Below are 25,281 nucleotides of genomic sequence, written 5' to 3' on the forward strand. Positions count from 1 at the left end.
CGTAAAATGCTGATCACGCAGCGAAACAGCACGCGCGGGGAAGCAAATGACGGCCGAACAAGGGGCGCTGCCCCCTCGGCCTGCGGCCTTCACCCCCGGAGTATTTTCCGAGAGAAGAAACAGGGGCGCGGCGTTGCACGAGTGTGATGGACCTTGCGGGTGCCGCTTGCTATCAGGCGGCGACGATTTTGCAGGAGACCGCCCCATGTCCGCCCACGGCGCCCCGATCCCGATGACTTCGCGTGCCTCCGGCCCCCTGACGGGCGAGGCGCATGTGCCCGGCGACAAGTCTATTTCCCATCGTTCGCTGATCCTGGGCGCGATGGCGGTGGGCGAGACGAAAGTGACCGGCTTGCTGGAAGGGCAGGACGTTCTGGACACCGCCAAGGCGATGCAGGCCTTTGGGGCGCAGGTCGAGAAGATCGACGACACATGGCATGTGCATGGCGTGGGCGTCGGCGGCTTTGGCGAACCGGGGAACGTGATCGACTGCGGCAACTCGGGGACGGGGGTGCGGCTGATCATGGGGGCGATGGCGACCTCGCCCATCGTGGCGACCTTCACCGGCGACGCCAGCCTGAACAAGCGCCCGATGGCGCGGGTGACCGATCCGCTGGCGTTGTTCGGGACGCGGGCCTATGGCCGGTCCGGCGGGCGGTTGCCGATGACCATCGTCGGCGCCGCCGATCCCTTGCCGGTGCGCTACGAGGTGCCGGTGCCCTCGGCGCAGGTGAAATCGGCGGTGCTGCTGGCCGGGCTCAACGCACCGGGCGAGACCGTGGTGATCGAGCGCGAGGCGACCCGCGACCATTCGGAACGGATGCTGGCGGGTTTCGGCGCCACGATCTCGACCGAGGTCACGGACGAATGCCGGGTCATCACCCTGCAGGGCCGGCCAGAGTTGAAACCGCAGACCATCGTCGTGCCGCGCGACCCCTCGTCGGCGGCCTTCCCGGTCTGCGCGGCGATCATCACCGAAGGGTCGGACGTGCTGGTGCCCAATATCGGGCTGAACCCGACCCGGGCGGGGCTGTTCTTTACCTTGCAGGAGATGGGCGCGGATCTGACCTTCGAGAACATGCGTGAAGAAGGTGGCGAACCCGTGGCAGACCTGCGGGCGCGTTTCTCGCCCGATCTGAAGGGGATCGAGGTGCCCGCCGAACGCGCCGCCAGCATGATCGATGAGTACCCGGTGCTGTCGGTGGTGGCGAGCTTTGCCGAGGGGCGCACGCATATGCCGGGTGTCAAGGAACTGCGTGTCAAGGAAAGCGATCGGATCGACGCGATGGCGACCGGGCTGCGGGCCGCCGGTGTCCACGTCGAGGAAGGCGAGGACTGGTGGACGGTCGAGGGTCGCGGGCATGGCAATGTCGCGGGCGGCGTGACGGTCGAAAGCCACCTGGACCATCGCATCGCCATGTCCTTTCTCGTCATGGGCTTTGCCTCGACCAGGCCGATGAGCGTGGACGACGGTGGGCCGATCGCCACCAGTTTCCCGATCTTCGAGACGCTGATGGGCAGCCTTGGGACCGAGATCACCCGCGACTGAGGCGGGGCAGCTGGGGCTTTTCCCCGGGGCGCGCTCTTGCTAGGCCTCGGGAGGGATCGAGAGGGAGTGTGCGATGCAGGCTGCGGCGGGAGTGACGGGGGGTTGCCTCTGCAAGGCGGTGACCTACCGCGTGAGCGGGGCGCTGCGCCCGGTGATCGCCTGCCATTGCAGCCAGTGCCGCAAGACCTCGGGGCATCATGTGGCGGCGACCTCTGCGCCGCGTGACAGCGTGGTCATCGAAGGCGAGGTGACCTGGTACGGATCCTCCGACATGGCGCGGCGCGGGTTCTGCGGGACCTGCGGCAGCAACCTGTTCTGGGACGGGCCGGGCACGCATCTGTCGATCTTTGCCGGGACCCTGGACGGGACGACCGGGCTGCGCCTGGCCGGGCATATCTTTTGCGCCGACAAGGGCGATTACTATGACATCGGCGGCGGGCTGCCCTGTGCCGATGGCGCTGACCCCGACATGACGACACAGGTGATCGCGTGAGCTTTACCATCGCCATCGACGGCCCCGCCGCCAGCGGCAAGGGCACCATCGCGCGCCGGCTTGCGGCGCATTTCGGCTTTGCGCATCTGGATACCGGGTTGCTGTACCGGGCGGTCGGACGGCAGATGCTGCTGGGCGTGCCGCCGCTGGAGGCGGCGCAGGGGCTGGACGTGACCGGGCTGGATGCCGAGGATCTGCGCGGGCCGGAGGTGGCGCAGGCGGCCTCGAAGGTGGCGGCGCTGCCCGAGGTGCGCGCGGCGCTGGTCGACGTGCAGCGCGCCTTTGCCCGGCGGTCCGGGGGCGCCGTGCTGGACGGTCGCGACATCGGTACGGTGATCTGTCCCGAGGCGGAGGCCAAGCTGTTCGTGATCGCGGGTGCCGAGGTGCGGGCCGAGCGGCGCTGGCGCGAGCTGGCGGCCTCGGGGCACGAGATCACGCAGGACGAGGTGCTGGCGGATGTGCTTGCGCGCGATCAGCGCGACATGAACCGGGCCGACGCGCCGCTGAAACCGGCCGAGGATGCGGTCACGCTGGACACATCGAAAATGGACATCGCGGATGCGGTGGCCGAGGCCATTGCCATCGTGGAACGCGCCGGCGCGGCGGGATAGGGGGCGACGCCCCCGCGGGCGTGCCCTGTGATCAGCGCCGTTTCAGCGTGTCGCCGTAGTCCAGCTTGGGCGCCAGTTCGATGATCGGCTCAAACTCGGCCTCGGGGTTGTCGACACGGCCCGAGATGATCTGCGCCGCCTTGCGACCGATTTCCGCCCGGCAGGCATCCATCGTCGCCAGCCTGCGCGGGAGACCGTCCAGCAATTCGACCCCGTTGAACCCGGCAAGCCCGATCTGGCCGGGGATGTCGATGCCTGCGTCCAGCAGGTGCAACAGCCCGCCCGCCGCGATCATGTCGTTGGAATAATAGAGGAAATCGAGTTCCGGCTCCCGTTCCAGCATGGCCTTGGTCATCTCGCGGCCCTTGGCCAGTGCGGATCCGCCGGAATAGAATTCCTGGTCGATGACCTCGACGCCTTCCTTGGCGAGCGCCTCGGTGAAGCCCTCGAAGCGCTTTCGCGCCCGGTGGTCCAGCGGCATCTTGGTGCCCATGAAGCCGATGTTGTGATAGCCCTGTTTCAGGATCGCGCGGGCCATTTCGCGGCCCGCCCTGCGGTGGCTGATGCCCACCGCGCAATCGATCGGTTTGCCGTCGGTGTCCATGATCTCGACCACCGGGATGCCGCTGGCCTTGAGCATGGCGCGCGCGGCCTCGGTGTGTTCGAGGCCCGCCACGATCACACCCGACGGCCGCCACGACAGCATCTCGTAAAGGACGCGCTCTTCCTTTTCGGGCAGGTAGTCGGTGACACCGACGACGGGCTGCAACTCTGTCTCTTCCAACACGCTGGAGATGCCCGACAGGACCTCGGGGAAGACCATGTTGCGCAAGCTGGGGATGATGACCGCGACCAGGTTCACCCGCTGGCTGGCCAGCGCGCCCGCGATCTTGTTGGGCACATAGCCCAGCGTCTTGGCCGCCTCGAGCACCTTCTCACGGGTCGCCTGGCTGACGTCCCCGCGGTTGCGCAACACGCGGCTGACGGTCATTTCCGAGACGCCGGATGCCTCGGAGACATCGCGAAGGGTAAGCGGGCGGGAGTCGTCGGCGGCCAAGGGCAAGTCCTTTTCGTGAGATGGGGGTACGTTATCGCAATCAGGGCGCTGCGCAAGAGCGGTATGCTCTGCAACCATCCGGGATGACAAGCGCCGCGCGGCAGGGTAAGGAGGCGCAGACGGCCCCGTGGCTCAACTGGATAGAGCAGCCCCCTCCTAAGGGGCAGGTTGCAGGTTCGAATCCTGCCGGGGTCGCCATTTTGCGTTCAGTTGTGCCGGTTGGCGGATCAGGCCGCCCCGCGCAGGGCCCTGGCCGTGGCGATGCCTGCCAGCGCGCCGAAGAAATGGGATTCCCAGCTGACGCCGGGTTGGCCTGGCAGAACGCCCCAGATCATCGTGCCGTAGACCACGGCCACGCCGACAGCCACCAGCACAGGGACAAGGCGTCTTTCGACAAGTCCGCGCGCCACCAGGAAACCGAACCAGCCAAAGATCAGCCCCGAGGCGCCGACATGGATCGCGGAACTGCCGAAGACCCAGACGCCGAGGCCGCCGAGGATCACGATCAGCAGCGAGGCCATGAGCGCCACCGAGCGCGCGGTGATGACCAGCAGCGCGCCCAGCACCGCCAGCGGCGCGGTATTGGCCGCGGCATGGGCGACGGAACCGTGCAGGACCGGCATGAAGACGATTCCGTCCAGCCCGCCCAGCGACCGTGGTCTGAGGCCCAGCCAGCCGTTCACCGCGTTGCCCGTCAGGAGGTTGACCGCCTCCACAACCCAGATCGCCGCCAGAAGGGCGGCCACCCACCCGAAACTCTTGAAATTCAATCTGCCAATCCATCCATGACCGCCGCCCCGGCCAGTACCCTGGCCGGGACTGTCTTATCATGCCGCAACGCCAGGCGGAGCGGAACAGCGGGTGTCATGGCAGTTGCGCGGTGTCGCCCTGGATCTTCAGCTTCCAGTTCTCGATCAGCGTGCCCTCGGTCTTGAGCCGGCTGGCAAGGTAATACAGACGTTGCGTCGCCGGTCCGTCCGGGGCGGTCTCGAAACGCTGCTTGAGGTAGTAGGGCGGAATGGCCTGCGAATAGAGCGTGGCGTGCACGGTCACGCTCTGGGGATCGACGCCATCGGGCAGGGTGATCTTGTAGGTCAGCTCATCCTTGCCCGCCATCACCCCGGCGTCGTGTTCAGCGCGGCCCTCGGGCATCGTGGCCTTCATGAAGGCGGCGGTCACCTCCGACGCACCGAATCTTTTCTCAAAGGCCTCGGTCCCCGGTTTCGCGGCGCCCCAGGGCAGCAGCCGGTTGTCCTTGGGGTGGTAGACGCGGTGGACAAAGCTGGTGGTGAACTGCTTGTTCGCGTTCTGGGTCAGCTCTTCATAGATCTGCACCTGGGTCTGGTCGTCAATCAGGTCGTGATGCGGCTGATACAGGGCCTCCGTCGCGCCTTCGGGGATGAAGTCGAGGAACTCCGTCTTCAGCGGCTCTCCGTCCGGGCCCATGATGACGCCCGCGCCGTTGGAACAGCCCGAACACCAGATCTGCCTGCCCGTCGCATCGGTCACGCGGACCTCCAGGAAGGCGCGGCGGAACCCGACGCCCGAGGGCAGGCGGTGGCCGGTCTTGTTGTCGACGGTCACGAGGGCCGTCAGGGTGCCGTCTGCGCCGGTCAGGCTCTCGATCTTCACATCGGCCGTCTCGTCGCGGGCCTGCAGGGCCATCGTGTCCATCGAAAGCTGGGCGCCGTTCGTGGCGTAGGTCATCGGGTCCTTGGGGCCCAGACCCATTTCCTCGTCGAACTGCGACAGCATGGCGACCATGAAGGCATTCAGCCCCACGAAATTGTGCCGCTTGTAATTGTCGCGGAAGGGCACCTCTATCTCGTCCTGGGGCAGGGCATGGGGCACGTCGGGCAGGTTCGTGTCCTGGATCGAGGCGATCTGCGTGGTCAGGCTGTCGATCTTGATCTTGCCGTCCAGCGTTTCGAAATTCGCCTTCATGTGGCAATCCTGACAGGACCGGGCAGTGCCCGCGTCGGCGTATTGGCTGTTCTTCCATTCGAGGAAAGTGGCCTGTTCGACCGAGTGCTGGAACTTGACCAGCGGTTCGCGGTAGGTGGCGCCGTATTGATCGGACAGAAAGCTGACGGCGTTCTGTGCGGCCTTGTTCAGAACCGCTTGTTCGGCGGCGGTGAACCCGGGCAGGGGGGCATCGGTGGGGGCGTCCACGTTGGGCAGGTTGATGGTGTGGCAGGCGCCGCACATCTCGCTGTCCTTGATGTAGTCGTCATGCACCGGGGTGATGCCCATCGCGTTTTCCATCGGCTTCTGGCGGACATCGGCAAAGGGGCCGATCAGCCTGTCCGCCGGGGTCATGCGAAAGACGCCGGTGGTGCCGTTCATCAGGTAGGTGTCCAGTGGGTTGTAGTCCGGCTGCCCTTCGGCCCGTTCGGGGGGCGCGATGTGGTGGCAGACCGAACAGGAAATGCCTTCGCGCGCGAGGTTGCCGTAGACGTGGTAGTCATAGGTGCCGTCGGCGATCTGCTTGTCCTTTTGCTCGGTCGTCAGCGGCGTGTGGAGCAGCGCGTAGTCGGGTTTGAAGATATTGCCATCCAGCCCCAGGTCCGGGTTGTCATGGGCGTCGATCTCCAGCTGCCGTTGCCCCATCGCGCCGTGGCAGGACAGGCAGGTGGTGCCAAGGTTATCCGACAGCTCGCCGGCGCCGGCTTCTTTCAGCAGGGCGAATTCGGATTCCAGCTGCGCGTAGAAGATCGGATCGCGCCCGGCGAGGCCCATCGGCGACCAACGCCATTCGCCGTATTCCGAGATGTTGTAACCCTTGCCGTACTCGGACCCGGTCTTGATGAACATGGTCACGCCCGAAGGCGCGCCGCCAAGGCCGCCGTGGCAGCCGACGCAATTGTCGGAGGTCAGGAAGTGCTGGGTGTCGTTCGGGCGGGCGGGGACGTGGTCCAGCCATTCGCTGGGCAGGGTTTGCAGCTGTGCCCGCGGGATGTCGATCCCGTCCCTGGGCGGGAACATGGCGGTGAAGGCCGGGTTGACCTCGACCGGCGAGGCCTTGGCCGCCGCCACATGCGCGGCGCGCATCGCGCCGGGATCATGGGCGTCGCTGAGATACGAGGTGATCATTTCGGACAGGTCGGCGCCAAAGGCTGGTTTCTGCGGCTTGGGCAGGTCGCGCCAGCTTTCGTCGACGCGAAAGATCAGCGGGTCGTCGGGATAGCCCTCGACGTTTTCAAGCGCGGAAAAGATCAGCTCCTCTGCGGCGGAGGCGTGGCAGCGCATGCACATCCCGTCGCCGCCTGCGCCCAGGGGCGGGCTGTAGGGCGGCTCAAAGCTGTCGATGACCGGTTTGCGCGCGGCCATGTCGTCCTTGTCGGCAAAATAGACCGAGGCGAAGAACCAGCCGCCGTGCGAGAGGGAACTGTCCTTGACCATGACGGTCCAGTTCAGCCCGCCGGTGTCATAGGCGTAGTCGGTCAGTTCCTCGTCGACCCTGGCGGGATCGTCCGGGTATTGCGCGACCAGCGCGGCGCGCTGTTCGTTGTAGCGGGCAGCGGGTGGGGTCACCATTTCCTTGATGACGATCGCCCCGTCGGGAATGGCGCCTGTGCGTCCGCCTTCCAGCCAGGTGATGATTTCCGGCGAGTAGTACATGCGCACGGCGGGATGGATGCCAAAGCTCATGTTGAAGACGAACGGCCCGGTGTCGCGCCAGCGTTTGTCGCGTTTCCAGTTCAGCCCGGTGTATTCGCGCCGGGCGATCCAGGGAAAGAGGATCTTTTCGTAGTCGATCAGCGGCAGGCTGCCGGGCAGGGGCAGGTCCGCGGGTCTGGCACTCGCGCCCGGGTCATATGCCGGATCGGCCGCCTGCTGGGCGGCGGTCAGGGGGGCCAGAACCTGGCACAGGCACAAAACCAAAGCGAAAATTCCAGGACGCTTCATGGCCAACTCCGATTGAAAATCAATCCCGAGAGTCGCCTAAAAGGCGATTCGGTGAAACCGGCAGAATGAAAAAAATGTGATTGGCGGGTTTCGGCCCGCCCGGGCTCAGAACTTTGGCCGACCGAATTGCCAATCCGGCCAGTGCTTGCGCATCTCGGTGGCGTCGTCGCGATCTGTGATCCCGGCATCGAGGTAGTTCCGGTGAAGGCGTGCCAAAGCGGTACGATCCAGCGTCACGCCAAGGCCGGGGCCATCGGGGACAGGCAGCCGCCCGTGGCGGAAGGCCAGCTTGCCGCCCTCGATCACCTCGTCGGTCTGCCAGGGCGAATGAGTGTCGCAATCATAGGTCAGGTTGGGTGTGGCGGCGGCCAGGTGGGTCATAGCGGCGAGGCTGATCCCGAGGTGCGAGTTCGAATGCATCGACAGGCCCAGCCCCCAGATCTGACAGATCCTTGCCAGCTCGCGGCTGGCGTGCAGCCCGCCCCAGTAGTGATGGTCGCTGAGGATCACGCGAAAGGCATCCTGCGCCATGTTGGCGGGCAGGTGGCTGGGGTGGACGACATACATGTTGGTCGCCAAAGGAATATCCGTCGCCGCCTGTACGCGGGCGTTGCCCTCGAGTCCCACGGTTGGATCCTCCAGGTACTCGATCAGCCCCTCGAGTTGGGGCAAGAGGCGCAGAGTGGTCTCGACCGTCCAGCCGCCGTTTGGATCTATCCGGAGCGGCGCGTCGGGGAAGGCCGCGCGCAGGGCGCGCAAGCCTTCAATTTCCTCCTCGGGCGGCAGGATGCCCGCCTTGAGCTTGATGGCGTCGAAACCATGCAACTCCTTGAAGCGCCGCGCCTCGCCCACGAGCTGTTCGGGGGTCAGGACCTCGCCCCAATCATCGGGGGCGGCACCGGAATGCCCGGCGAACTTGTAGAAGAGATAGGCCGAAAAGGGCACATCGTCCCGCACCTGTCCGCCCAGGAGGTCGCAAACCCGGTGCCCGGTGGACTTACCCAGCGCGTCCCACATGGCGACCTCTACCGCGCCGACGACGCGCGGCAAAAGCCGGTCATCGCCGGAATAGCCCTCTTGTCCGCCCGACACGGCCTGCCGGGCGCGCGCCCAGAGGCCGTTCAGGTCGGTCACGTCCAGCCCGGGCAGCAAGGGAGCCAGGGCCGCCAGCCCGTCCAGCACGCCACGGGTGCCATAGCTTTCGCCCAGGCCGATCACGCCGCCCTCGGTCTCGAGCTCGATGATCGAGCGCAGGGCGACGGGCTGGTGACAGCCCGCGTTGTTCAGCAGCGGCGGGTCGGCAAAGGCGATGGGGGTGACGCGCAAATCGGCGATGCGGGTGTCAGACATTCACCAGATTCCCCTCGATGTAATCCATGTTCAGATCCTGCCCCAGACCCGGATCATCGCGCCCGTGGACATAGCCTTCGGCGTCCATCTCGTCGTCGATGCGGTTCTGATATTCCTTGGGCGCGTCATAGTCGATGAAGGGGTGCAAAAGGCCGCGTTCGTAGAAGCTCGTATTGTGGATCGCCAGCGCGACCGACAGGTTCCCGGCGCCGGTGCCGTGTATTTCGGTCGACATGTGGAAACACTCGGCCATGTTGGCGATCTTCATCGCCGGGCTGATCCCGCCCACGTCCCAGACCCCGGCGCGGACGATGTCGCAGGCGTCGTGCTTGACCCATTCGGCGCGGGTCCAGTGCTTGCCGGTCATGGTCTCGGGGCCGAGAATGTTCAGGGGCGTGTTCTGCGTCAGCCACTTGTAGGAGGACATGGAGGCCTCTTCCATCGGCTCTTCCATCCAGCGGAAATCAAGCTCGGCCAGCTTGTTGGCCAGCCAGAGTACCTCTGTCCGGGTGTAGAAATGATGCGGGTCCAGCATCAGGGGCACGTCCGGACCGACCGCCTCTCGTACGGCGGCGCAGGCCTGGTAGTCCTTTTTCGGGTCCGGCGCGCCGGGCATGGGCGGCATCCAGCCGTGCAGCTTGACCGCCTTGTAACCGCGTGTGTTCACCATCCAGTCGGCGAAGCGGGCGTAGTCCTCGGGCGTTGCCAGCCCGTTTTCGAGGTCGTCGCCGCACATGGTCGAGCCATAGGCGAGGATGCTGGGCCGCGCTCCACCCAGCAGTTTCCAGACCGGCTGGCCGGCGGCCTTGCCCTTGAGATCCCACAGAGCGAGGTCAACCGCCGCCAGCACGCGATCGGTCAACAGCCCGCCGCCAAGCCGCTGCCACTTGTAGACCTTGTACCAGAGCTGTTCAGTGCACAGCGGGTCCTGCCCGATCAGGTTGGGTCGCACGAAACGGTCCAGAAGCGGTTCGGCCATGTCCTGCGGGCGGGTGACGATCTGGCCCTGGTGACCGTCATCGGTGGTGATCGTCAGCAGTCCCGAGGTCGTGTCGCTTTCGGGTCCGGGGTGGCCGTGACCGTCACTGTCGCGCACCATGCGTGTCTTGTGGCGGAAGGTCTTGGCGGTGATCGTCTCGATTTTCATGGCTGCTCCGGATCGGCAAGAAAGCGTGCGGCCCGCGTCAGGCAGGCGTCGGCGGCGGGGACAAGGCGCCCGCGGTTGATGAAGCCATGTGTCACGCCGGGTTCGACGTGCAGGCTGTGGGGGATGTCGAGGCGCCTCAGCCTGTCGGCCAGTGCCGTTGTGTCGTCGCGCAGAACGTCGAGCCCGGCGGCGATCAGGCATGTGGGCGGCAGGCGACGGAACTGGCCGTCCGTTGCCTTGAGCGGGCACAGGCGCAGGTCGTGGGCATGGTGCCCCTGCGGGTCGTAGAGCGTGAACAGTTCCTGCATCCGGGCGCGTGTCAGGCCGTATCCCTCGGCATAGTGGCGATAGCTGGACGTTTCGAAATCGTCGCCGAAGACACCGTAATACAGGAGAAGGCCCTGAACTGGTCTGTCAAAGGCCAAGGCAAGCGCCAGGTTGCCCCCGGCGGAAGCGCCTGACAGGACAAAGGGCCGACCCGCGAAGCGCGCGCAGAACTGGTCGATCGCCGCGCGGCAATCCTGTAGCCCGGCCGGGAAGGGGTGTTCGGGCGCCAGCCGGTAGGAGATCGAGACCACCGTACAGCCGCTGTCTCGTGCCATGATCTGGCAGGCACGCTCGTTGAGCGCGATGGAACCGCCGGTCCAGCCGCCGCCGTGAATGTATAGCGCCACCGGACCCTTGGCCGCGCCGTGGTAGACGCGGGCCGCCTGTGGCTGGCCGGCCGCACCGGTATAGTCCGTGTCTTCGGTCGGCACCCAGTCCGCCCCCTCGGCCCAGAAGGTCGCGGCCTCGGCGTCGGACAGGCTTTCGTGCGTGCGGATGGCCTCGGCCATGCCGGGGGCCAGCTGGTCCTGCCTTGTCATGCTTCGGCCAGGTATCTGTGGCGCTGGCGGGTGCCGCGGAGTTTCGGGTCGGGGATCGGGACGGAGGACAGCAGTGCCTTGGTATAGGGGTGCTGCGGATTGGTGATGATTTCCTCGGTCTCGCCGATCTCGGCGATCTTGCCGCGGTACATGACGGCCACCCGGTCGCAGAAATAGCGGATCACGGCCATGTCGTGACTGATGAAGATGAAGGACAGCCCCATCTCGGCCTGGAGTTTCATCAGAAGGTCCAGAACCTGCGTGCGGATCGACACGTCGAGCGCGCTTGTCGGCTCGTCCGCGATCACGAGCCGGGGTTCCAGCGCGATGGCGCGGGCGACGACGATACGCTGTCGCTGACCGCCGGAAAAGGCATGCGGGTAGCGTTCCATCATGCCCGGGTCCAGCCCGACCTCGGTCAGCAGTTTTGCCACCCGATCCTCCAGCTCCTGCCCCTTGGCGATGCCGTTCACGACCAGTGGCTCCGCGATGATCTGCTTGACGGTCATGCGCGGGTTCAGCGAGGCGAAAGGGTCCTGAAAGATCATGCGGACCTGCTTGCGCGTGTCGCGCAGTGCCTCCTTGTTTGCGGTCATCAGGTCCTGACCGTTGTAGTCGATCACACCGGCGTTGGGGTCGTAGACGCGAGCGATGCAGCGGCCCACGGTGGTCTTGCCCGACCCGCTTTCGCCCACGATCCCCAGCGCCTCGCCCTGTTTGAGGTCGAAACTGACGCCGTCCACGGCGCGGGTCACGTCGGTCACACGCTGAAAGAAGCCCTCCTTCTTTTCGAACCGCAGTTGCAGGTTCTCGACCCGCAGGATGTTGCCCGCGTCCTGCGCTGGCCGCACCTTGGCCGCTGCCGGCTCTTCTAGACGGCGCACCGCGCCCAACAGCTTGCGGGTATAAGGGTGCTGCGGCGCGTCAAAGATCTGGTGGATGTTGCCCTGTTCGACGACGTGGCCCTTTTCCATGACCAAGACCTCATCGGCGATTTCGGCGACCACGCCCATGTCATGAGTGATGAACATGATCGCCATGCCCATTTCGGTCTGGAGGTTCTTCATCAGGTCGAGGATCTCGGCCTGGGTGGTCACGTCCAGCGCGGTGGTCGGTTCATCCGCGATCAGCACGTCGGGGCGGCAGGACAGCGCCATGGCGATCATCGCCCGCTGTCGCATCCCGCCCGAGAATTCAAAGGCGTAGCGGTCCACCGCCTTGTCCGGGTTGGGGATCTCGACCTGTTTCAGAACCTCGATGGCAAGGTTGCGCGCCTCTTTCTTCGACACGTCGCGGTGCAGGCGGATGGCCTCGATGATCTGGCTGCCGATGGTATGGACCGGCGAGAGCGATGACATCGGTTCCTGAAAGATCATCGCGATGCGTCCGCCGCGGATCTGGCGGATCGCGGGGCCGCGCGGGTCCAGCGCGGTCAGGTCGATCTCTGTCCCGTCGGGATTGAACAGGATGCGCCCCCCGTTGATCTTGCCCGGTGGCGGGACCATGTTCAGGATCGTTCGCGCGGTGACGGACTTGCCCGAACCGGACTCTCCGACGACGCAGGTGGTCTTGCCCCGGTGAAGGTCAAAGCTGATCCCGTGCAGCACGTCAAAGACGCCCTGCCGCATGGAAAATCCCAGGTTCAGGTTCTGGATCTGCAGGATGGGGTGCATGTCAGTGGCCATATGGATCCGCGGCATCACGCATGCCGTCCCCGAGAAAGTTGAAGGCAAGGACCGCGACGACGACAAAGCCGCCCGGAATGAAGAGCCAGGGCGCCTGGCTGATCGAGATGATATTCTGCGCCTCTTTCAGCAGCACGCCCCATGAAATTGCCGGTGGTTGCAGGCCCAGGCCCAGGAAGGACAGCCCGGTTTCCGCCAGGATCATCAGGGGGATCGCGAGCGTCAGCGAGGCGATGATATGCGACGACAGCGAAGGCAGCATGTGCCGGAAAATGATCCGCCCCTCCGACGCGCCATCCAGCCGGGCCGCGATGACGAAATCGTCGTTCTTCATCGCCAGGAAGCGCCCCCGCACAACCCGGCCCAGTTCCGTCCAGCCGACAAGGCTGACGATGAGGGTGATGACGAAATACTGCTGGTAGATCGGCCAGTCCGGTGGCAGCGAGGCCGCCAGCGCCAGCCAGATCGGGATCGTCGGCAGGCTGAGCACGAACTCGATCATGCGCTGTATCACCGCGTCGACGCGGCCGCCGTAATAGCCCGATAGCCCCCCAAGCGTGATGCCCAGCACAAGGCTGATCGCCACACCCACCAGGCCGATCGACATGGAAATCCGGGTTCCGTACAGGATGCGGCTGAACATGTCGCGGCCCAGCCTGTCAGCCCCGAAGACAAAGAACTTTTCACGCGGATCCTGCGTGGCAAAGAGGTGGCGGTCACTGTCCCAGAGACCCCAGAACTTGTACTCGGGGCCGCGTCCGAACAGCGTCAGGTAGATCTTTTCATCGGACTTGACGTAGGTGATGGCCAGCGAGGCGGGATCGCGCTGGCGGTCCATCTTCCAGACGTAGGGGCGCAGGCGGATGCCGTCGTCCGTGCGGTCGATCAGGTGGATCATCTGCGGCGGATGATAGACCGCGCGCCGGTTCTGTTTCGTCGGATCGTCGGGGGCGACGAACTCGGCAAAGATCGACACAAGGTACAAGAGCCCGATGATCCAGAGCGCGAAGACCGCCAGCCGGTGCCGTTTGAAGGCCCACCAGGTCAGTTGCCATTGCGAGGCGATGGCAACCTTGTCGGGTGCCTTGTCCGGGTCGATGGCCGGGGCGTCGTGCACATGGCTTTCCGCCGGAAGCGCCGCGCTGTGCGGATCGTCTTCGGGCGTGGTGTTCGTGGTCGAGTCACTCATAGCGCACCCGTGGGTCGAGAAGGACAAGGAGAATGTCCGAGATCAGCATGCCGATCACGGTCAGCGAAGACAGAAGCAGGACAAAGGCGCCCGCCAGGTACATGTCCTGGGATAGCAGCGCCTGTAGCATCAGCGGCCCGGCGGTTGGCAGTGACAGGACGATGGCTGTCACCACGGCGCCCGACACCAGGTTGGGCAGCACCCAGCCGATGGTCGAGATGAAGGGGTTCAGCGCGACGCGGACCGGGTATTTCATGATGAGGGCAAACTCCGACAAGCCCTTGGCGCGCGCCGTGTCGACATAGGGTTTGTTCAGCTCGTCCAGCAGGTTGGCGCGCATGATGCGGATCAGGCTGGCGGTGGCCGAGGTGCCAAGCACGATGACCGGCAGCCAGAGGTGTTCGACCAGGTTCCAGACCTTGGCCGCGGACCACGGCGCGTTCTGGTATTCGGGGCTGAACAATCCACCCACGTCGGTGCCGAAGTGAACCACGCCGATATACATCAGGATCAGCGCCAGCAGAAAGTTCGGGGTCGCCAGGCCGATGAAGCCGATGGTCGTGGCGATGTAGTCGCCGATGGAATACTTGTGCACGGCGGAATAGACGCCGATGGGAAAGGCCACGGCCCAGGTGAACAGAAGCGTCGCAAAGCTGAGGCAGAGCGTCAGGCCCATGCGTTCCCACACCAGGTCGGACACCGGCTGTCGCCATTCGAAGGACATGCCGAAATCGCCCTGCAGCAGGTTCGCCACCCACTTGAAATATTGGACGTAAAGCGGCTGATCGAGCCCGAAGCGCGCGCGCAGGTTGTCGATGGAGGCCTGGTCCAGAAGCTCGTTCGACTCGCCCAGCTTGGCGATATAGGTGGTCAGGTAGTCTCCCGGCGGCGCCTGGATCAGCAGGAAGGCCACGACGGAGACCGCGAACATGAACGGGATCATCCAGATGACCCGTTTGAGGATATAGCGCCAGATCATGGGGAACCTCTTGCGTCAGGCCCGCGACGGTCGCGCGGCCCGCGTCGGGTGGGTGGGGTGCGCAGTGGCTGCGCACCCCGGCGGCGGATCACTCCGCGTAGAAATACGTCTGCGGCAGGGTCGGGCCCGGATCGGGGTACATCCATGACCCTGGCAGGGCGTCGGGCACATTGCGCAGCTTGGCGTTCACGACGCCGTAGACGCTGGGCCGGGTGGTGATGCCGATAATCTCGAACTCTTCCGCCGCGATGCGGTGGATCTCGCGGAAGATGTCCAGCGCCTTGTCCTGGTCGGCCTCGGCCTTGAAGTCATCATACAGCTCGAACCGCTTTTTCATGGACTCGCTGGGCTCTTGCCCGTCTGCGCCGCCCGACAGGTGCCAGCGCGCCCATGGGATTGCAAACCACGAGGCCTGCGGGTGGATCGCCAGCACGTCGCGCGGGCTCAGCGTCGGGTCCAGCCCGCCGGGCGCGCCCCAGACCATGAAGTCATGTTCGTTGGCTTCGCCGCGGTTGTAGTAGATCGACCGTTCCACGCTGCTGGAGTTCAGGCCGATGCCGATCTGTGACCACTGGTCCTTGATGATCTCAAGGCTGTCCCCCCAGTGCGGCACCTCGACGCCGGGATAGTTGACGTTGAAAATGATCGGATCTCCGGACGGGAACAGGCGGATGCCGTCGTCGTTGCGCTCGGTATAGCCTGCGGCATCCAGCAGTTTGTTGGCCCGGTCCGGGTCATAGTCGGTGTGCTGGCGGCCCAGTTTCTCGTTGTAGAGGATGTGCTGCGGCAGGGGGCCGATCTGCCAGGGTTCACCGACGCCCTGGTAGACGATGTCGATGATCTCTTCGCGGTCGATGCCCAGCGATAGCGCGATCCGCACGTCCTTGTTGGTCAGGAAGGCCCGCATCTCGGGGTCCTTGTGCGTGTGGTTGAAGTGGATTGCCATGTCATTGGAATCCGCTGCGGTGCGCTGGTACAGCTTGTACCCGCCCTTGTCCTGATTCTGGTACAGCACCGGTTGGTTGGCCAGCGTCGCGATCCGGCGGGCCTGCATGTCGACGTTGCCGGCGATCGCTTCCAGCAGGATGGCCTGAGCGTCCTGCGACACGCCCCATTGCAGCCGGTCGACGTAGGGCAGCTGATTGCCCTCGGTGTCGACCTGCCAGAAGTAGGGGTTGCGCTCCATGATGACTTGGGTGGACCCGGCGGTATAGCCGTCGCCGGTGACGACCCAGGGGTCCAGCGTCGGGCGTTCCGCATTGGCCCAGCGGTTCGGCGCCTCGACCTCACCGCATTTCAGGCGGTAGAGGCTGGGCCAGTCCTCGACGGCCTCGGTCGCATCGACCATCTGCTGGACGTCGGCGTTGTATTTCGGGTGGAACTGCTGGCAGTAATGCTTGGCCCAGAGCACGGGTTCCTGCGCCAGCGGTGTGGCTAGCTCTGTCAGGAAGGTGCCGTAGGGCGCGGCGAATTTCAGGGTGACGGTGTAATCGTCGACCTTTTCCGCTGTCATGACCTCTCCGGCGACGACAAAACGGGCCGGGGCGTTGGGATAGAATTCCTTGTTCTGCAGCAGGTCATCGACGAAGAACATGATGTCGTCGGCGGTAAAGGGTTCACCGTCCGACCATTTCATGCCCTCGCGGAGGTGAAAGGTGAATTCGGAACTGTCCTCGTTGACCTCCCAGCTTTCGGCGATGTTGGGCACAACGCCGGAGAAGTCGGGCTTCCACCGCGTCAGGCCTTGGGGCATCACGAAGCGCAGGATCGAGTTGTGGTCGTTCGAGCCGGACAGGAACCGGCGGATTTTGCCACCGTATGTGCCGATCTCGTTCAGCGGCGTGATCACCTCGGGCTGGTCGGGCAGGCGGGCGTCCACCTCGGGCAGGTCGCCTGCGGCGACCTTGTCGGCCAGCATCGGCGCGTCGGTATATGCAGCGGCGGCCAGCGGCATGAGCAAGGCGCCGATGGCCGCAGTGGCCAGCGATGCAATTCGCCAGTGTTGGGTCATGTCTCTCCTCCCTGAGCGCGTGAATCGCGCTTTTTCAGTGCCTCGACTCTGCATTGAGTTTACAACTTGTCAAACTAATTTTATATGTTGTAAGGCTTCTGAGGGCGCTGCTGCTGGAGAAGAGGATGGCTGAGACGCAGGGGGCAAGGTCGACGCGTGGCGGGACGCGACTTGAGGAAAGCGTTTATTCCGAACTGCTTGACGCAATCCGGAACGGGACCTTTTCGCTGGGTCAGCGCCTGCCCAGCGAAAACGAGCTGGCGGGCGATTATGGTGTGTCGCGCCCGGTCGTGCGCACGGCGCTTGCCCGTTTGCGCGAGGATGGGCTGATTGTGTCAAAGCGGGGGGCCGGATCTTTCGTCAGCGTTGGTCCGCCCAAGGAGGGCGCAGGATATGAGCCGCTGGGCAGTATCGACGACATCGCCGCCTATTTCCGGTTTCGTCGCTTTGTCGAGACCGAGACGGCGGCGCTTGCGGCGGCGCGGGCCGGAGCGGCGGATGTCGCCGAACTGCGTGGCTATATCGCCGAGATGCAGGGATTGGCTGAGGCGGGTACGGCAACGGTCGAGCCGGACCTTGCGTTTCACTTCAAAATTGCCAAGTTGTCTGACAACCGATTCCTGCTTGAGACCATTAAGATGCTACGCCCGCATATGCTGTTCATCGGCAAGTTCGTCCGCTCCCTGGGGCGGAGCGGATATGCAAAGGGCAAGCGCGACATGAGCAGTGAACACCAGGTCATCGTGGATGCGCTGGAGGCAGGGGATGCGGCAGCGGCCCGCGCCGCCATGGGCGCGCATATCGACGGCTCGGAAAACCGGGTCTTCAAGGGGGAGTAGATGGGGATTGAGATCACATGCGTAGCGCCGGTTGGCGCAGGGGTCGGCGAAGGTGCGGTCTGGGACGACCGGGCGCCGTGCCTCTGGTGGGTCGATATCCCGGGGGGCGTCATCTATCGTTATGACCCGGCCACGGGCAAGAACCGTGCCATCGACTGGGGTGAGCCGGTGGGGTGCCTCGCGGTGCGGGAACAGGGCGGGCTGGTGCTGGCGACGAAGTCCGGCTTCTGGTTCTTCGACCCGGAGACCGGCGCGCGCGAGGCGATTCACGATCCAGAAGCACATTTGCCAAACAACCGGTTCAATGATGGCGCGACCGATGCGCAGGGACGGTTCTGGGCGGGAACAATGAAAGACGGTGGCGACCCCGAGGCGCTGGGCACCTTCTACCGGCTCGATCCGGACGGGACGGTGACGGCCTGGCGCGACGGGATCTTTACGACCAACGGGCTGGCCTTTTCGCCCGATGGGCGCCGGATGTATTTCTCGGACAGCAATCCGGGCGTGCGCACCATCTGGGCCTGCGACTACGACACCGCGACCGGCATACCAGGCGGCCCGGAGGTGTTCTTCGACACGCGCTCTGTTCCGGGCCGACCGGATGGTGGCACCGTGGACGCCGAAGGCTGTTACTGGCAGGCCGGTGTCTCCGGCTGGCAACTTTATCGCCTTTCGCCGGAGGGCGACGTGCTGACAACCATCGACATGCCGGTGGAAAAGCCGACCAAGCCGATGTTCGGCGGCGCGGACCTGGCCACGCTTTTCGTCACTTCGATCGGTGCCGGGCTGGCCGACGACCCCGCGCAGCCCTTGGCCGGCGGCCTCTTTGCAATCACCGGTGTGGGCGTCACCGGGCTGCCGCAATCTCGTTTCCAGGGATGACCCGATGAAGATCACCGGATTGCGCAGTTTCATGTCCCGCGATGGCAACCGCCCGCGCGTGATCGTGGCCATCGACACGGACGAGGGGATTACCGGCTGGGGCGAGTGTTACAACCACGGCCCCGACCGCGCCCTGCCGCCGCTGCTGGAGTATCTCTATACACAGATCGAGGGCGAAGACCCGCGCCGGATCGAACGCCTGATCCTGAAGTTGTATCAGCACAGCCGCTTTCCCCCGGGCGCACTGGGCCTGGCGGCGATCTCGGCCATCGACCACGCGGTGTGGGACATTTCGGCCAAGGCCGCCGGCTTGCCCGTCTACATGATGCTGGGCGGGCATGTGCGTGACCGTGTGCGCGTCTACCTTGGCGTCTATTCTGCGCCCGAGGCTGAGGAAATTCGCGACCATTGTGCGGCCATGCAGGAGGCGTACGGATTTACCGCCTTCAAGTTGTCGCCTTACCGTGCGGACATCCATGCAGAGCCTTGGGGCAAGGTGATCCGGGCCACGACGGACTGGGTGGCGGATCTAGGCACGCTTTGTCCCGATTTCGAGTTCGCCTTTGACGCACATGCGCGCATCTTCGAGCCCTGGCAGGCGGCAGAGCTGGGCAACGCGCTGGCACCTTTCCACCCGCTGTTCTACGAGGAGCCCATGCGGCCCGAGAATGTCGAGGCCTGGGGCGCACTGAAATCGCAGCTGCGGGTGCCGTTGGCCACGGGTGAAAGCCTCTATTCCCGGTTCGAGTTTCTGCGCCTTTTGCAGGCTGGCGGGGCGGATATCATCCAGCCCGACATCTGCGCCGTGGGCGGCCTGTTGGAGATGCGCAAGATCGCCGCCATCGCCGAGGCATTCTATGTCCCTGTCGCGCCGCACAACCCGATGGGGCCGCTGGCGACGGCTGTGAACCTGCATTTCGCCGCCGCCTGTCCGAACTTCAAGATCCTCGAATACCGGCTGCCCGGTACATCGGCCTTTCTGGGGCGCGATCTTGCCCCGGTCGACGAGGCGGCGGGCTATGTTCAGGATCCCTACATGCCGGTGGACGGCTACCTGGAACTGCGTCCGGACCGGCCGGGCTGGGGTGTCGAGATCGACGAGGACTACCTGAAAACGGACCGCTATGTGCATTGGGAGCGCAAGCTGCCCATCCGCCCGGACGGGTCGACGGCCTATACCTAGGATGAACGGCGATCCCGAAACCCTGCGTGCCACGCTGCGCGACCTGCTGGCCTTGCCCGAGCCGCGCCCCGCCCCCGTGGCCGAGGTGCAAAAGGCCGCGGGGAAGGATGCCGGATCGCGGGTCGAGCTGCGGCTGGACGGGAAACCCGCGACGCTCTGGCTGCCGGAGGGGGAGGGACCCTTTCCCGCCGTTCTCTATTGCCACGCCCATGGTGGGCAATACGCTCTTGGCCGACGCGAAGTGGCCGAGGGCGCACGCTGGTTGGCGGCCCCCTACGGCCCCGATCTTCTTGGCGCCGGCTACGTTGTGCTGGCGATGGACATGCCCGGCTTTGGCGACCGCCAGTCCGAAGGCGGCGAAAGCGCGCTGGCCAAGGCGGGATTCTGGCGGGGGCAACCGCTGTTCGGCCAGATGGTCGGCGACCAGCTGGCGGCCTTCGACTGGCTGGCCGGCCATGACCGGATCGACGGCAATCGCATCGCCACGCTAGGCATGTCGATGGGGGGCGCGCTGGCCATGTGGGTGGGCGCGCTAGAGTTCCGGGTGGCGGCGGTGGCGCAATTGTGCATGCTGGCCGGCATCCAGGGGTTGATCGAAACCGGCGTCCACGATCGTCACGGGCTTTACCTGATCGTACCGGGGCTGCTGCGCCACGCGGACATGGGGCAGGTCGCCAGCCTGATTGCGCCGCGTCCGCAATTCGTGGCTCATGGGGGCGTTGATCCCTTTACCGCGGATCCCGCCGGGGCGCAGGCGACGCTGGACCTGCGCCTTGCCTATGACGCCACCGGGCAGACCGATCGGCTGGTGACCTGGATCGACCAAGCGACCGGCCACAAGGAAACCCCGGCCATTCACCAAGCGGTCCTGGATTTCCTGGACCGCGCACTGACCAAGAGGACATCATGCTGAAGAAACTGCTGATCACCGGCGCCACCGGCAACCTGGGCGTCGTCTGCCGCGAGCGGCTGAAGCCCATTGCCGAAACCATCCGCCTGTCCGATCGGCCGGGTGCGGACATGGGGCAGGCCGCCCCGCACGAAGAGCTGGTGCCCTGCGACCTGGGCGACAAGGCCGCGGTCGAGGCGCTGGTCGATGGCTGCGACGGCATCGTCCACATGGGCGGCCAGTCGGTCGAAGCCAACTGGGACACCGTGCGCAACGCCAATATCGACGGGGTCTTTCACCTCTACGAAGGTGCGCGCAAATCCTCGGTCAAGCCGCGCATCATCTTTGCCAGTTCGAACCACGCCATCGGCTTCTACAAGCAAACGGAGCGGCTGGACGCCAACAGCACGCCCCGGCCCGATGGCCTTTATGGCGTGTCCAAGGTCTTTGGCGAGGCGATGGCCAGCATGTACCACGACAAGTACGGGATCGAGACCGCAAGCGTGCGGATCGGGTCGTGCTTTCCGGAGCCCAAGAACCACCGAATGTTGTCCACCTGGATGAGCTTTGACGATTTCATGCAGTTGATCGAACGCATCTTCATGGTGCCGCGTCTGGGCTGTCCCATCGTCTACGGCGCCTCGGCCAATGGCGCTTCGTGGTGGGACAACCGCGAGGTGGCCTATCTGGGCTGGCAGCCCAAGGACAACGCGGAACAGTTCCGCGCCAAGCTCGACGCCGAGATGGACCCGCCGCCGGCCGATGACGCCAACGCGCTGTACCAAGGTGGCGCGTTCTGCGCCGACGGCATCCACGAAGACTGAGTCCACGAGGAACACCCCAAATGATCGACCCAATCGCTCTGCGCGACATTATCCGTTCCGGCCTGCTGTCCTTTCCGGTGACGCCATTTGATGCCGAGGACAGGTTCAATCCTGGTGCCTTTTCCGCCCATCTCGAATGGCTCAGCCCGCACAAGATTGCGGGGCTGATCGTGGCCGGGGGCACTGGCGAACTGTTTTCCCTGACCCCCGCCGAAGTGGTCGAGGTGGTCAAGACCGCGCGCGCCGCCCAACCCGGGCAGCCGGTGATTGCCGGTTGCGGCTATGGCACGCGCATGGCCTGCGAGATGGCGCAGGGCATCGAGGCGGCGGGCGGTGACGGTATCCTGCTGTTGCCGCACTACCTGATCGGCGCCCCGCAGGACGGGATCGAGGCGCATATCCGCAGTGTCTGCAACGCCACCAAGATGGGCGTGATCGTCTACAACCGCGGTCAGTCTGTTGTCTCTGCCGATACGCTTGCGCGGCTGGCCGAGGAGTGCCCAAACCTGATCGGCTTCAAGGATGGCACCGGCGACATCGACACGGTGCGGCGCATCACCATCGGGCTGGGGGATCGCCTGGCCTATGTCGGCGGGATGCCCACGCACGAGCTTTTTGCCCAGGCGTTCCGCGGTGCGGGAGTGGATACCTATTCCTCCGCCGTTTTCAACTTTGTCCCTGAAACCGCGCTGGAATTCCACGCGGCTTTCCAGGCCGGCGACGATGCCAAGTGCGAGCAAATGCTGAGCGACTTCTACTATCCCTTTGCCAAGGTCCGCGACCGCAAGACCGGCTACGCAGTGTCCGCCATCAAGGCGGGTGTGGCCCTGCGTGGGTTCGACACTGGTCCGGTGCGGTCGCCGCTGACCGACCTGACCGGAGAAGAGCGCGAGATGCTGAAAGCCGTGATCGGTGAGCGGCGGTAATTCCGGGCGCTTTTGCGTGAATTTAGATGGCGGCGGCAGAGAAATCTGTCGCCGTTTTCTATTCGTGGTGTTTCTGAATGGTGATGTGAGGTCGCATGATATTCGAGGTCTCCATTTCGGTATCCGGCTCCTCCGGAAATCGAAAGGATCCACGGGCCAGCCTGTTCGAAACATCAGGCCAGAGTCCGCTTCACCAGTTCACCGGGTTGGGGCGGTGATTGATGTCGGGTTCTTCGCCTTCCTGAATTTTTGTTTTGAAAATCATGGAGATGCAGGCGGGAGTCGAACCCGCATGTTCCGGATTTGCAATCCGGCGCCATAACCATTTCAGCCACTGCATCCAATGGCGGTAGGCATTGGTCTCGAACCAAATTCTTGGGAAAGAACGCAACGATTAGCAGTCGTGCCCCGCACCTTGCGAGTTTACCTACCGAATGGAGGTCAGCAACAACTGCGATATGTCATTTGCGTGGTCATGCGGGATTGAATAAGCGGATATGACACATGGGTCAAGGCATTTGTTCCGATATGCCGGTCCGGAAATCCGGACCGTGGGCGCCAAAGAAATGTGACGGTTTCGGCCCCTCATGTCGCGAACAGGCTCGCGGCCGTCGCGCTTTGGAGTCATGCGGCACGGATCCTTCCCACTGGGGCATCTGCATGCTGTCACCCTATTCGCTCGACCGGCTGTTTTCCGACACCGAGTGCGACCAGATCATTCGCCTGACACAGGCGCAGGAGTTCAGCAATGCCGGGCTGGTGCGTGGGCGCCAGAACGAGAGTATCCGCGTCGCGCGTATCACCTGGCTGGACGAAGAGGGCGAGGGCGCCTGGGTCTTTCGCCGTGTGATGGAGGCCGTGCGCGACGTGAACCGCGCGCATTTCGGCTTTGCCCTGACCGAGTTCGCCGAGCGGGCTCAGGTGGCGCTATACGCCTCGGACGCGGGCGGGCACTTTGACTGGCATTCGGATATCGGTGCCGGGGCTTTCGCCCGGAAACGCAAGCTGACCCTTGTCGCGCAGCTGAGCGAAAGTGACGCCTACGAGGGCGGGCGGCTGGAGTTGAACGGCAACGGCCATGTGGAAACGGCAGCTGTGGCACGCGGCAGCGCCATCCTGTTCCCCAGCTTTACCTTGCACCGGGTGACACCCGTCACGTCGGGCCAGCGGTATTCCCTGACGACCTGGGTCCACGGGCCGGAATTCACCTGACCCTTTGCCATTTGCCCGCCTGCCGTTACGCTTATGCTACGTAAGGCTCGGGGAGGTCAGGGCATGGGGAAACCGGTCACATCCATCACCATCGTGGGGGGCGGTACGGCGGGCTGGCTGGCCGCCTGTTTCCTGTGGTCGAAATGCGCCGCCAAGATCAAGATCACCCTGATCGAGTCGCCTAACGTGCCTACCGTGGGCGTGGGGGAGGCGACGGTCCCGCACATGCCCGTCACGCTGCGCGAGATGGGCATCGACGACCAGGAGTTCATGCGCCGCTGCAACGCCTCGTTCAAGATGGGCGTGATGTTCAACAACTGGAATGTCGACCGAAAGGGCAGGTTCATCCGCTACATGAACCCCTTTGCCAGCCCGCCCCGGATCGAGGGCGTCGAGGCCGGTCACTATTTTCAGGCCTACGGCGCCGGGAACCGGGACTACATCCGGTCCTTTTCGCCGCTCATGGATCTCTTTGATACCTGGAAATGCCCGTTTTCCCTGAACAAGCAGGGTGAAGATCCGATGCCCCGGGCGGGCTATGCCTATCACCTTGACGCGGTGAAATTCGCGGGGCTATTGGCCGAACGGGGCCGTGATCACGGCGTCCAGCACATCCTGGACGATGTCGACGATGTGGAACTGGACGAACGCGGGTTTGTCGCCGCCCTGGTCTTGCGGGAAACCGGCAGGCACCCGGTGCAACTGGTTCTCGATTGCACCGGCTTTCGCGGGCTGGTCATCCAGAAGGCGCTGGGCGAACCCTTTGTCAGCTACGCCGAGTATCTTGGAAACGATCGCGCGATGGCGCTGCAGGTGCCGCATCCTGATCCCGAAAGGATCCGCGCCGCCACGCAATCCACCGCGCTGGGGGCTGGGTGGAGCTGGGCCGTGCCGCTCTTCAACCGGATCGGTACGGGCTATGTCTTTTCCTCGGCCCATCGCAAGGACGACGAGGCGGCAGAGGAATTCCTGGCCCATCTGGGCGACATGGCGCCGCCGGGAGCGGAGCCGCGCGTGATCCCGATGCGGGTGGGCCGATCGCGCCGGGCCTGGGTCAAGAACTGCATCGCTCTGGGCCTTTCCGGCGGCTTCATCGAGCCGCTGGAATCCACCGCGATCCACATGATCGACATGGGGCTGCGCTGGTTGTTGCAGTATTTTCCCAGCCAAGATTACGAGAAGCCCACCCGCGACGCCTACAACCGGGTGTCCGACGGGATGTTCAACGAGGTGCGGGATTTCATCTGCCTGCACTACCGCCTGAACAACCGCACCGACGATCCCTATTGGATGGATTCGCGCGCCCAGCTCAAGATCTCCGACCGGCTGGAACACTTGCTGGACCTGTGGAAGCACCAGCTGCCCACGCCGCTGGACGTGCCATCGGCGCATCTGTTCACCTACAACGTCTTTACCGCCGTGCTGCTGGGCAAACAGGTCTACGACAATGGCTATGGCGACGGTCAGCTGAACCGGTCTTTTGCACTGCCCGTAAAGCCGTGGAAGGCATTTCTGCGGCAGTCCGCGGCGCGCAACCGGGCGGTTCTGGAACACAAGGCTGACCACCGCCGGATTCTCCTGGCGCTGCGGGGCGAGTTGCGCGCGGGTCTGCGGACCAGCACGCGCCTTGGCGAGGTCGGTGAGGCCGGGGCGGCGGAATCGGCGCTGTTCTGAGCCGGA

General features: G+C 64.7%; 21 protein-coding genes and 2 tRNA genes. 12 read left to right on the forward strand and 11 right to left on the reverse strand.

The annotated features are described in order from the left end of the window. Window positions 1-205: 205 nt before the first annotated feature. From aroA to RBB42_RS07515, 3 genes are all read left to right on the forward strand, one after another. Window positions 206-1,549: a 3-phosphoshikimate 1-carboxyvinyltransferase gene (gene aroA / locus RBB42_RS07505; RefSeq protein ID WP_305969308.1), complete on the forward strand. Its 1,344-nt coding sequence runs from the start codon at window positions 206-208 to the stop codon at window positions 1,547-1,549. A 73-nt stretch (window positions 1,550-1,622) separates the two neighbouring features. After that, window positions 1,623-2,042 (forward strand): GFA family protein, encoded by a 420-nt coding sequence (locus RBB42_RS07510; protein ID WP_305969309.1) that lies wholly within the window; start codon window positions 1,623-1,625, stop codon window positions 2,040-2,042. After that, entirely contained in the window at window positions 2,039-2,653 is a 615-nt protein-coding gene (locus tag RBB42_RS07515; RefSeq protein WP_305969310.1) for a (d)CMP kinase, read from the forward strand. Before RBB42_RS07510 ends, RBB42_RS07515 begins: the two co-directional genes overlap by 4 nt. A 31-nt stretch (window positions 2,654-2,684) precedes the next feature. Here the strand turns inward: RBB42_RS07515 and RBB42_RS07520 are convergent, their stop codons facing one another. Beyond that, entirely contained in the window at window positions 2,685-3,710 is a 1,026-nt protein-coding gene (locus RBB42_RS07520; protein WP_305969311.1) for a LacI family DNA-binding transcriptional regulator, read from the reverse strand. A 121-nt stretch (window positions 3,711-3,831) separates the two neighbouring features. Here RBB42_RS07520 and RBB42_RS07525 point away from each other — a divergent pair. Then, window positions 3,832-3,908 (forward strand) — tRNA-Arg (locus RBB42_RS07525). Between the two features lie 29 nt (window positions 3,909-3,937). Here RBB42_RS07525 and RBB42_RS07530 read toward each other — a convergent pair. The 9 genes from RBB42_RS07530 to RBB42_RS07570 form a co-directional block, all read right to left on the reverse strand. Then, on the reverse strand, window positions 3,938-4,456 hold the full coding sequence (locus RBB42_RS07530; protein ID WP_305969312.1) for a rhomboid family intramembrane serine protease: 519 nt from the start codon (window positions 4,454-4,456) through the stop codon (window positions 3,938-3,940). A 118-nt stretch (window positions 4,457-4,574) separates the two neighbouring features. After that, a complete protein-coding gene (locus RBB42_RS07535) occupies window positions 4,575-7,619 on the reverse strand; it encodes a hypothetical protein (protein ID WP_305969313.1) in 3,045 nt (1,014 codons plus the stop codon). Window positions 7,620-7,724: 105 nt separating this feature from the next. After that, complete coding sequence (locus RBB42_RS07540; protein ID WP_305969314.1) at window positions 7,725-8,969, reverse strand: enolase C-terminal domain-like protein; 1,245 nt, start codon at window positions 8,967-8,969, stop codon at window positions 7,725-7,727. Next, window positions 8,962-10,116 (reverse strand): enolase C-terminal domain-like protein, encoded by a 1,155-nt coding sequence (locus tag RBB42_RS07545; RefSeq protein ID WP_305969315.1) that lies wholly within the window; start codon window positions 10,114-10,116, stop codon window positions 8,962-8,964. Before RBB42_RS07545 ends, RBB42_RS07540 begins: the two co-directional genes overlap by 8 nt. Further along, a complete protein-coding gene (locus RBB42_RS07550) occupies window positions 10,113-10,982 on the reverse strand; it encodes an alpha/beta hydrolase (protein WP_305969316.1) in 870 nt (289 codons plus the stop codon). Before RBB42_RS07550 ends, RBB42_RS07545 begins: the two co-directional genes overlap by 4 nt. Then, window positions 10,979-12,667: an ABC transporter ATP-binding protein gene (locus RBB42_RS07555; RefSeq protein ID WP_305969317.1), complete on the reverse strand. Its 1,689-nt coding sequence runs from the start codon at window positions 12,665-12,667 to the stop codon at window positions 10,979-10,981. Before RBB42_RS07555 ends, RBB42_RS07550 begins: the two co-directional genes overlap by 4 nt. Next, window positions 12,657-13,856: an ABC transporter permease gene (locus RBB42_RS07560; protein WP_305969318.1), complete on the reverse strand. Its 1,200-nt coding sequence runs from the start codon at window positions 13,854-13,856 to the stop codon at window positions 12,657-12,659. Before RBB42_RS07560 ends, RBB42_RS07555 begins: the two co-directional genes overlap by 11 nt. Continuing rightward, a complete protein-coding gene (locus RBB42_RS07565; protein WP_305969319.1) occupies window positions 13,849-14,835 on the reverse strand; it encodes an ABC transporter permease in 987 nt (328 codons plus the stop codon). The genes RBB42_RS07560 and RBB42_RS07565 overlap by 8 nt, the downstream gene beginning before the upstream one ends. 88 nt (window positions 14,836-14,923) lie before the next feature. After that, window positions 14,924-16,846: an ABC transporter substrate-binding protein gene (locus RBB42_RS07570; RefSeq protein ID WP_305969320.1), complete on the reverse strand. Its 1,923-nt coding sequence runs from the start codon at window positions 16,844-16,846 to the stop codon at window positions 14,924-14,926. A 125-nt stretch (window positions 16,847-16,971) separates the two neighbouring features. Between RBB42_RS07570 and RBB42_RS07575 the strand changes: the two genes are divergently transcribed. From RBB42_RS07575 to RBB42_RS07600, 6 genes are read left to right on the forward strand one after another with little or no spacing between them, the layout of a single operon-like run. Next, entirely contained in the window at window positions 16,972-17,685 is a 714-nt protein-coding gene (locus RBB42_RS07575; RefSeq protein ID WP_305969321.1) for a FadR/GntR family transcriptional regulator, read from the forward strand. Continuing rightward, a complete protein-coding gene (locus RBB42_RS07580) occupies window positions 17,686-18,567 on the forward strand; it encodes an SMP-30/gluconolactonase/LRE family protein (RefSeq protein WP_305969322.1) in 882 nt (293 codons plus the stop codon). Window positions 18,568-18,571: 4 nt separating this feature from the next. Further along, complete coding sequence (locus RBB42_RS07585; RefSeq protein ID WP_305969323.1) at window positions 18,572-19,750, forward strand: mandelate racemase/muconate lactonizing enzyme family protein; 1,179 nt, start codon at window positions 18,572-18,574, stop codon at window positions 19,748-19,750. A gap of 1 nt (window position 19,751) precedes the next feature. Continuing rightward, window positions 19,752-20,663: an alpha/beta hydrolase family protein gene (locus RBB42_RS07590; protein WP_306043626.1), complete on the forward strand. Its 912-nt coding sequence runs from the start codon at window positions 19,752-19,754 to the stop codon at window positions 20,661-20,663. Continuing rightward, the gene (locus RBB42_RS07595; protein WP_305969325.1) at window positions 20,657-21,463 is read left to right on the forward strand and encodes an NAD-dependent epimerase/dehydratase family protein; all 807 of its coding nucleotides are present in this window, start codon (window positions 20,657-20,659) and stop codon (window positions 21,461-21,463) included. Before RBB42_RS07590 ends, RBB42_RS07595 begins: the two co-directional genes overlap by 7 nt. A gap of 23 nt (window positions 21,464-21,486) precedes the next feature. Next, window positions 21,487-22,389 carry a 5-dehydro-4-deoxyglucarate dehydratase gene (locus RBB42_RS07600; protein ID WP_371931729.1) on the forward strand — a complete coding sequence of 301 codons (903 nt, stop codon included), beginning with the start codon at window positions 21,487-21,489 and terminating at the stop codon, window positions 22,387-22,389. Between the two features lie 264 nt (window positions 22,390-22,653). On the opposite strand, the gene RBB42_RS07605 is transcribed toward RBB42_RS07600, so the two are convergent. Then, window positions 22,654-22,730 (reverse strand) — tRNA-Cys (locus tag RBB42_RS07605). 319 nt (window positions 22,731-23,049) lie between these two features. Between RBB42_RS07605 and RBB42_RS07610 the strand changes: the two genes are divergently transcribed. Both RBB42_RS07610 and RBB42_RS07615 read left to right on the forward strand, forming a co-directional pair. Then, entirely contained in the window at window positions 23,050-23,601 is a 552-nt protein-coding gene (locus RBB42_RS07610) for a prolyl hydroxylase family protein (RefSeq protein ID WP_305969327.1), read from the forward strand. Between the two features lie 63 nt (window positions 23,602-23,664). After that, on the forward strand, window positions 23,665-25,275 hold the full coding sequence (locus tag RBB42_RS07615; RefSeq protein ID WP_305969328.1) for a tryptophan halogenase family protein: 1,611 nt from the start codon (window positions 23,665-23,667) through the stop codon (window positions 25,273-25,275). Window positions 25,276-25,281: the final 6 nt, after the last annotated feature.

Source organism: Mameliella sp. MMSF_3455, from assembly GCF_030733205.1.
Classification (GTDB): domain Bacteria; phylum Pseudomonadota; class Alphaproteobacteria; order Rhodobacterales; family Rhodobacteraceae; genus Antarctobacter.

Bases quoted from the DNA above. Each gene is read 5' to 3' on its own strand.
- aroA (WP_305969308.1), top strand. From the start codon at position 206: ATGTCCGCCCACGGCGCCCCGATCCCGATGACTTCGCGTGCCTCCGGC.
- RBB42_RS07510 (WP_305969309.1), top strand. From the start codon at position 1,623: ATGCAGGCTGCGGCGGGAGTGACGGGGGGTTGCCTCTGCAAGGCGGTG.
- RBB42_RS07535 (WP_305969313.1), bottom strand. From the start codon at position 7,619: ATGAAGCGTCCTGGAATTTTCGCTTTGGTTTTGTGCCTGTGCCAGGTT.
- RBB42_RS07540 (WP_305969314.1), bottom strand. From the start codon at position 8,969: ATGTCTGACACCCGCATCGCCGATTTGCGCGTCACCCCCATCGCCTTT.
- RBB42_RS07545 (WP_305969315.1), bottom strand. From the start codon at position 10,116: ATGAAAATCGAGACGATCACCGCCAAGACCTTCCGCCACAAGACACGC.
- RBB42_RS07550 (WP_305969316.1), bottom strand. From the start codon at position 10,982: ATGACAAGGCAGGACCAGCTGGCCCCCGGCATGGCCGAGGCCATCCGC.
- RBB42_RS07555 (WP_305969317.1), bottom strand. From the start codon at position 12,667: ATGGCCACTGACATGCACCCCATCCTGCAGATCCAGAACCTGAACCTG.
- RBB42_RS07560 (WP_305969318.1), bottom strand. From the start codon at position 13,856: ATGAGTGACTCGACCACGAACACCACGCCCGAAGACGATCCGCACAGC.
- RBB42_RS07565 (WP_305969319.1), bottom strand. From the start codon at position 14,835: ATGATCTGGCGCTATATCCTCAAACGGGTCATCTGGATGATCCCGTTC.
- RBB42_RS07570 (WP_305969320.1), bottom strand. From the start codon at position 16,846: ATGACCCAACACTGGCGAATTGCATCGCTGGCCACTGCGGCCATCGGC.
- RBB42_RS07575 (WP_305969321.1), top strand. From the start codon at position 16,972: ATGGCTGAGACGCAGGGGGCAAGGTCGACGCGTGGCGGGACGCGACTT.
- RBB42_RS07580 (WP_305969322.1), top strand. From the start codon at position 17,686: ATGGGGATTGAGATCACATGCGTAGCGCCGGTTGGCGCAGGGGTCGGC.
- RBB42_RS07585 (WP_305969323.1), top strand. From the start codon at position 18,572: ATGAAGATCACCGGATTGCGCAGTTTCATGTCCCGCGATGGCAACCGC.
- RBB42_RS07590 (WP_306043626.1), top strand. From the start codon at position 19,752: ATGAACGGCGATCCCGAAACCCTGCGTGCCACGCTGCGCGACCTGCTG.
- RBB42_RS07595 (WP_305969325.1), top strand. From the start codon at position 20,657: ATGCTGAAGAAACTGCTGATCACCGGCGCCACCGGCAACCTGGGCGTC.
- RBB42_RS07610 (WP_305969327.1), top strand. From the start codon at position 23,050: ATGCTGTCACCCTATTCGCTCGACCGGCTGTTTTCCGACACCGAGTGC.
- RBB42_RS07615 (WP_305969328.1), top strand. From the start codon at position 23,665: ATGGGGAAACCGGTCACATCCATCACCATCGTGGGGGGCGGTACGGCG.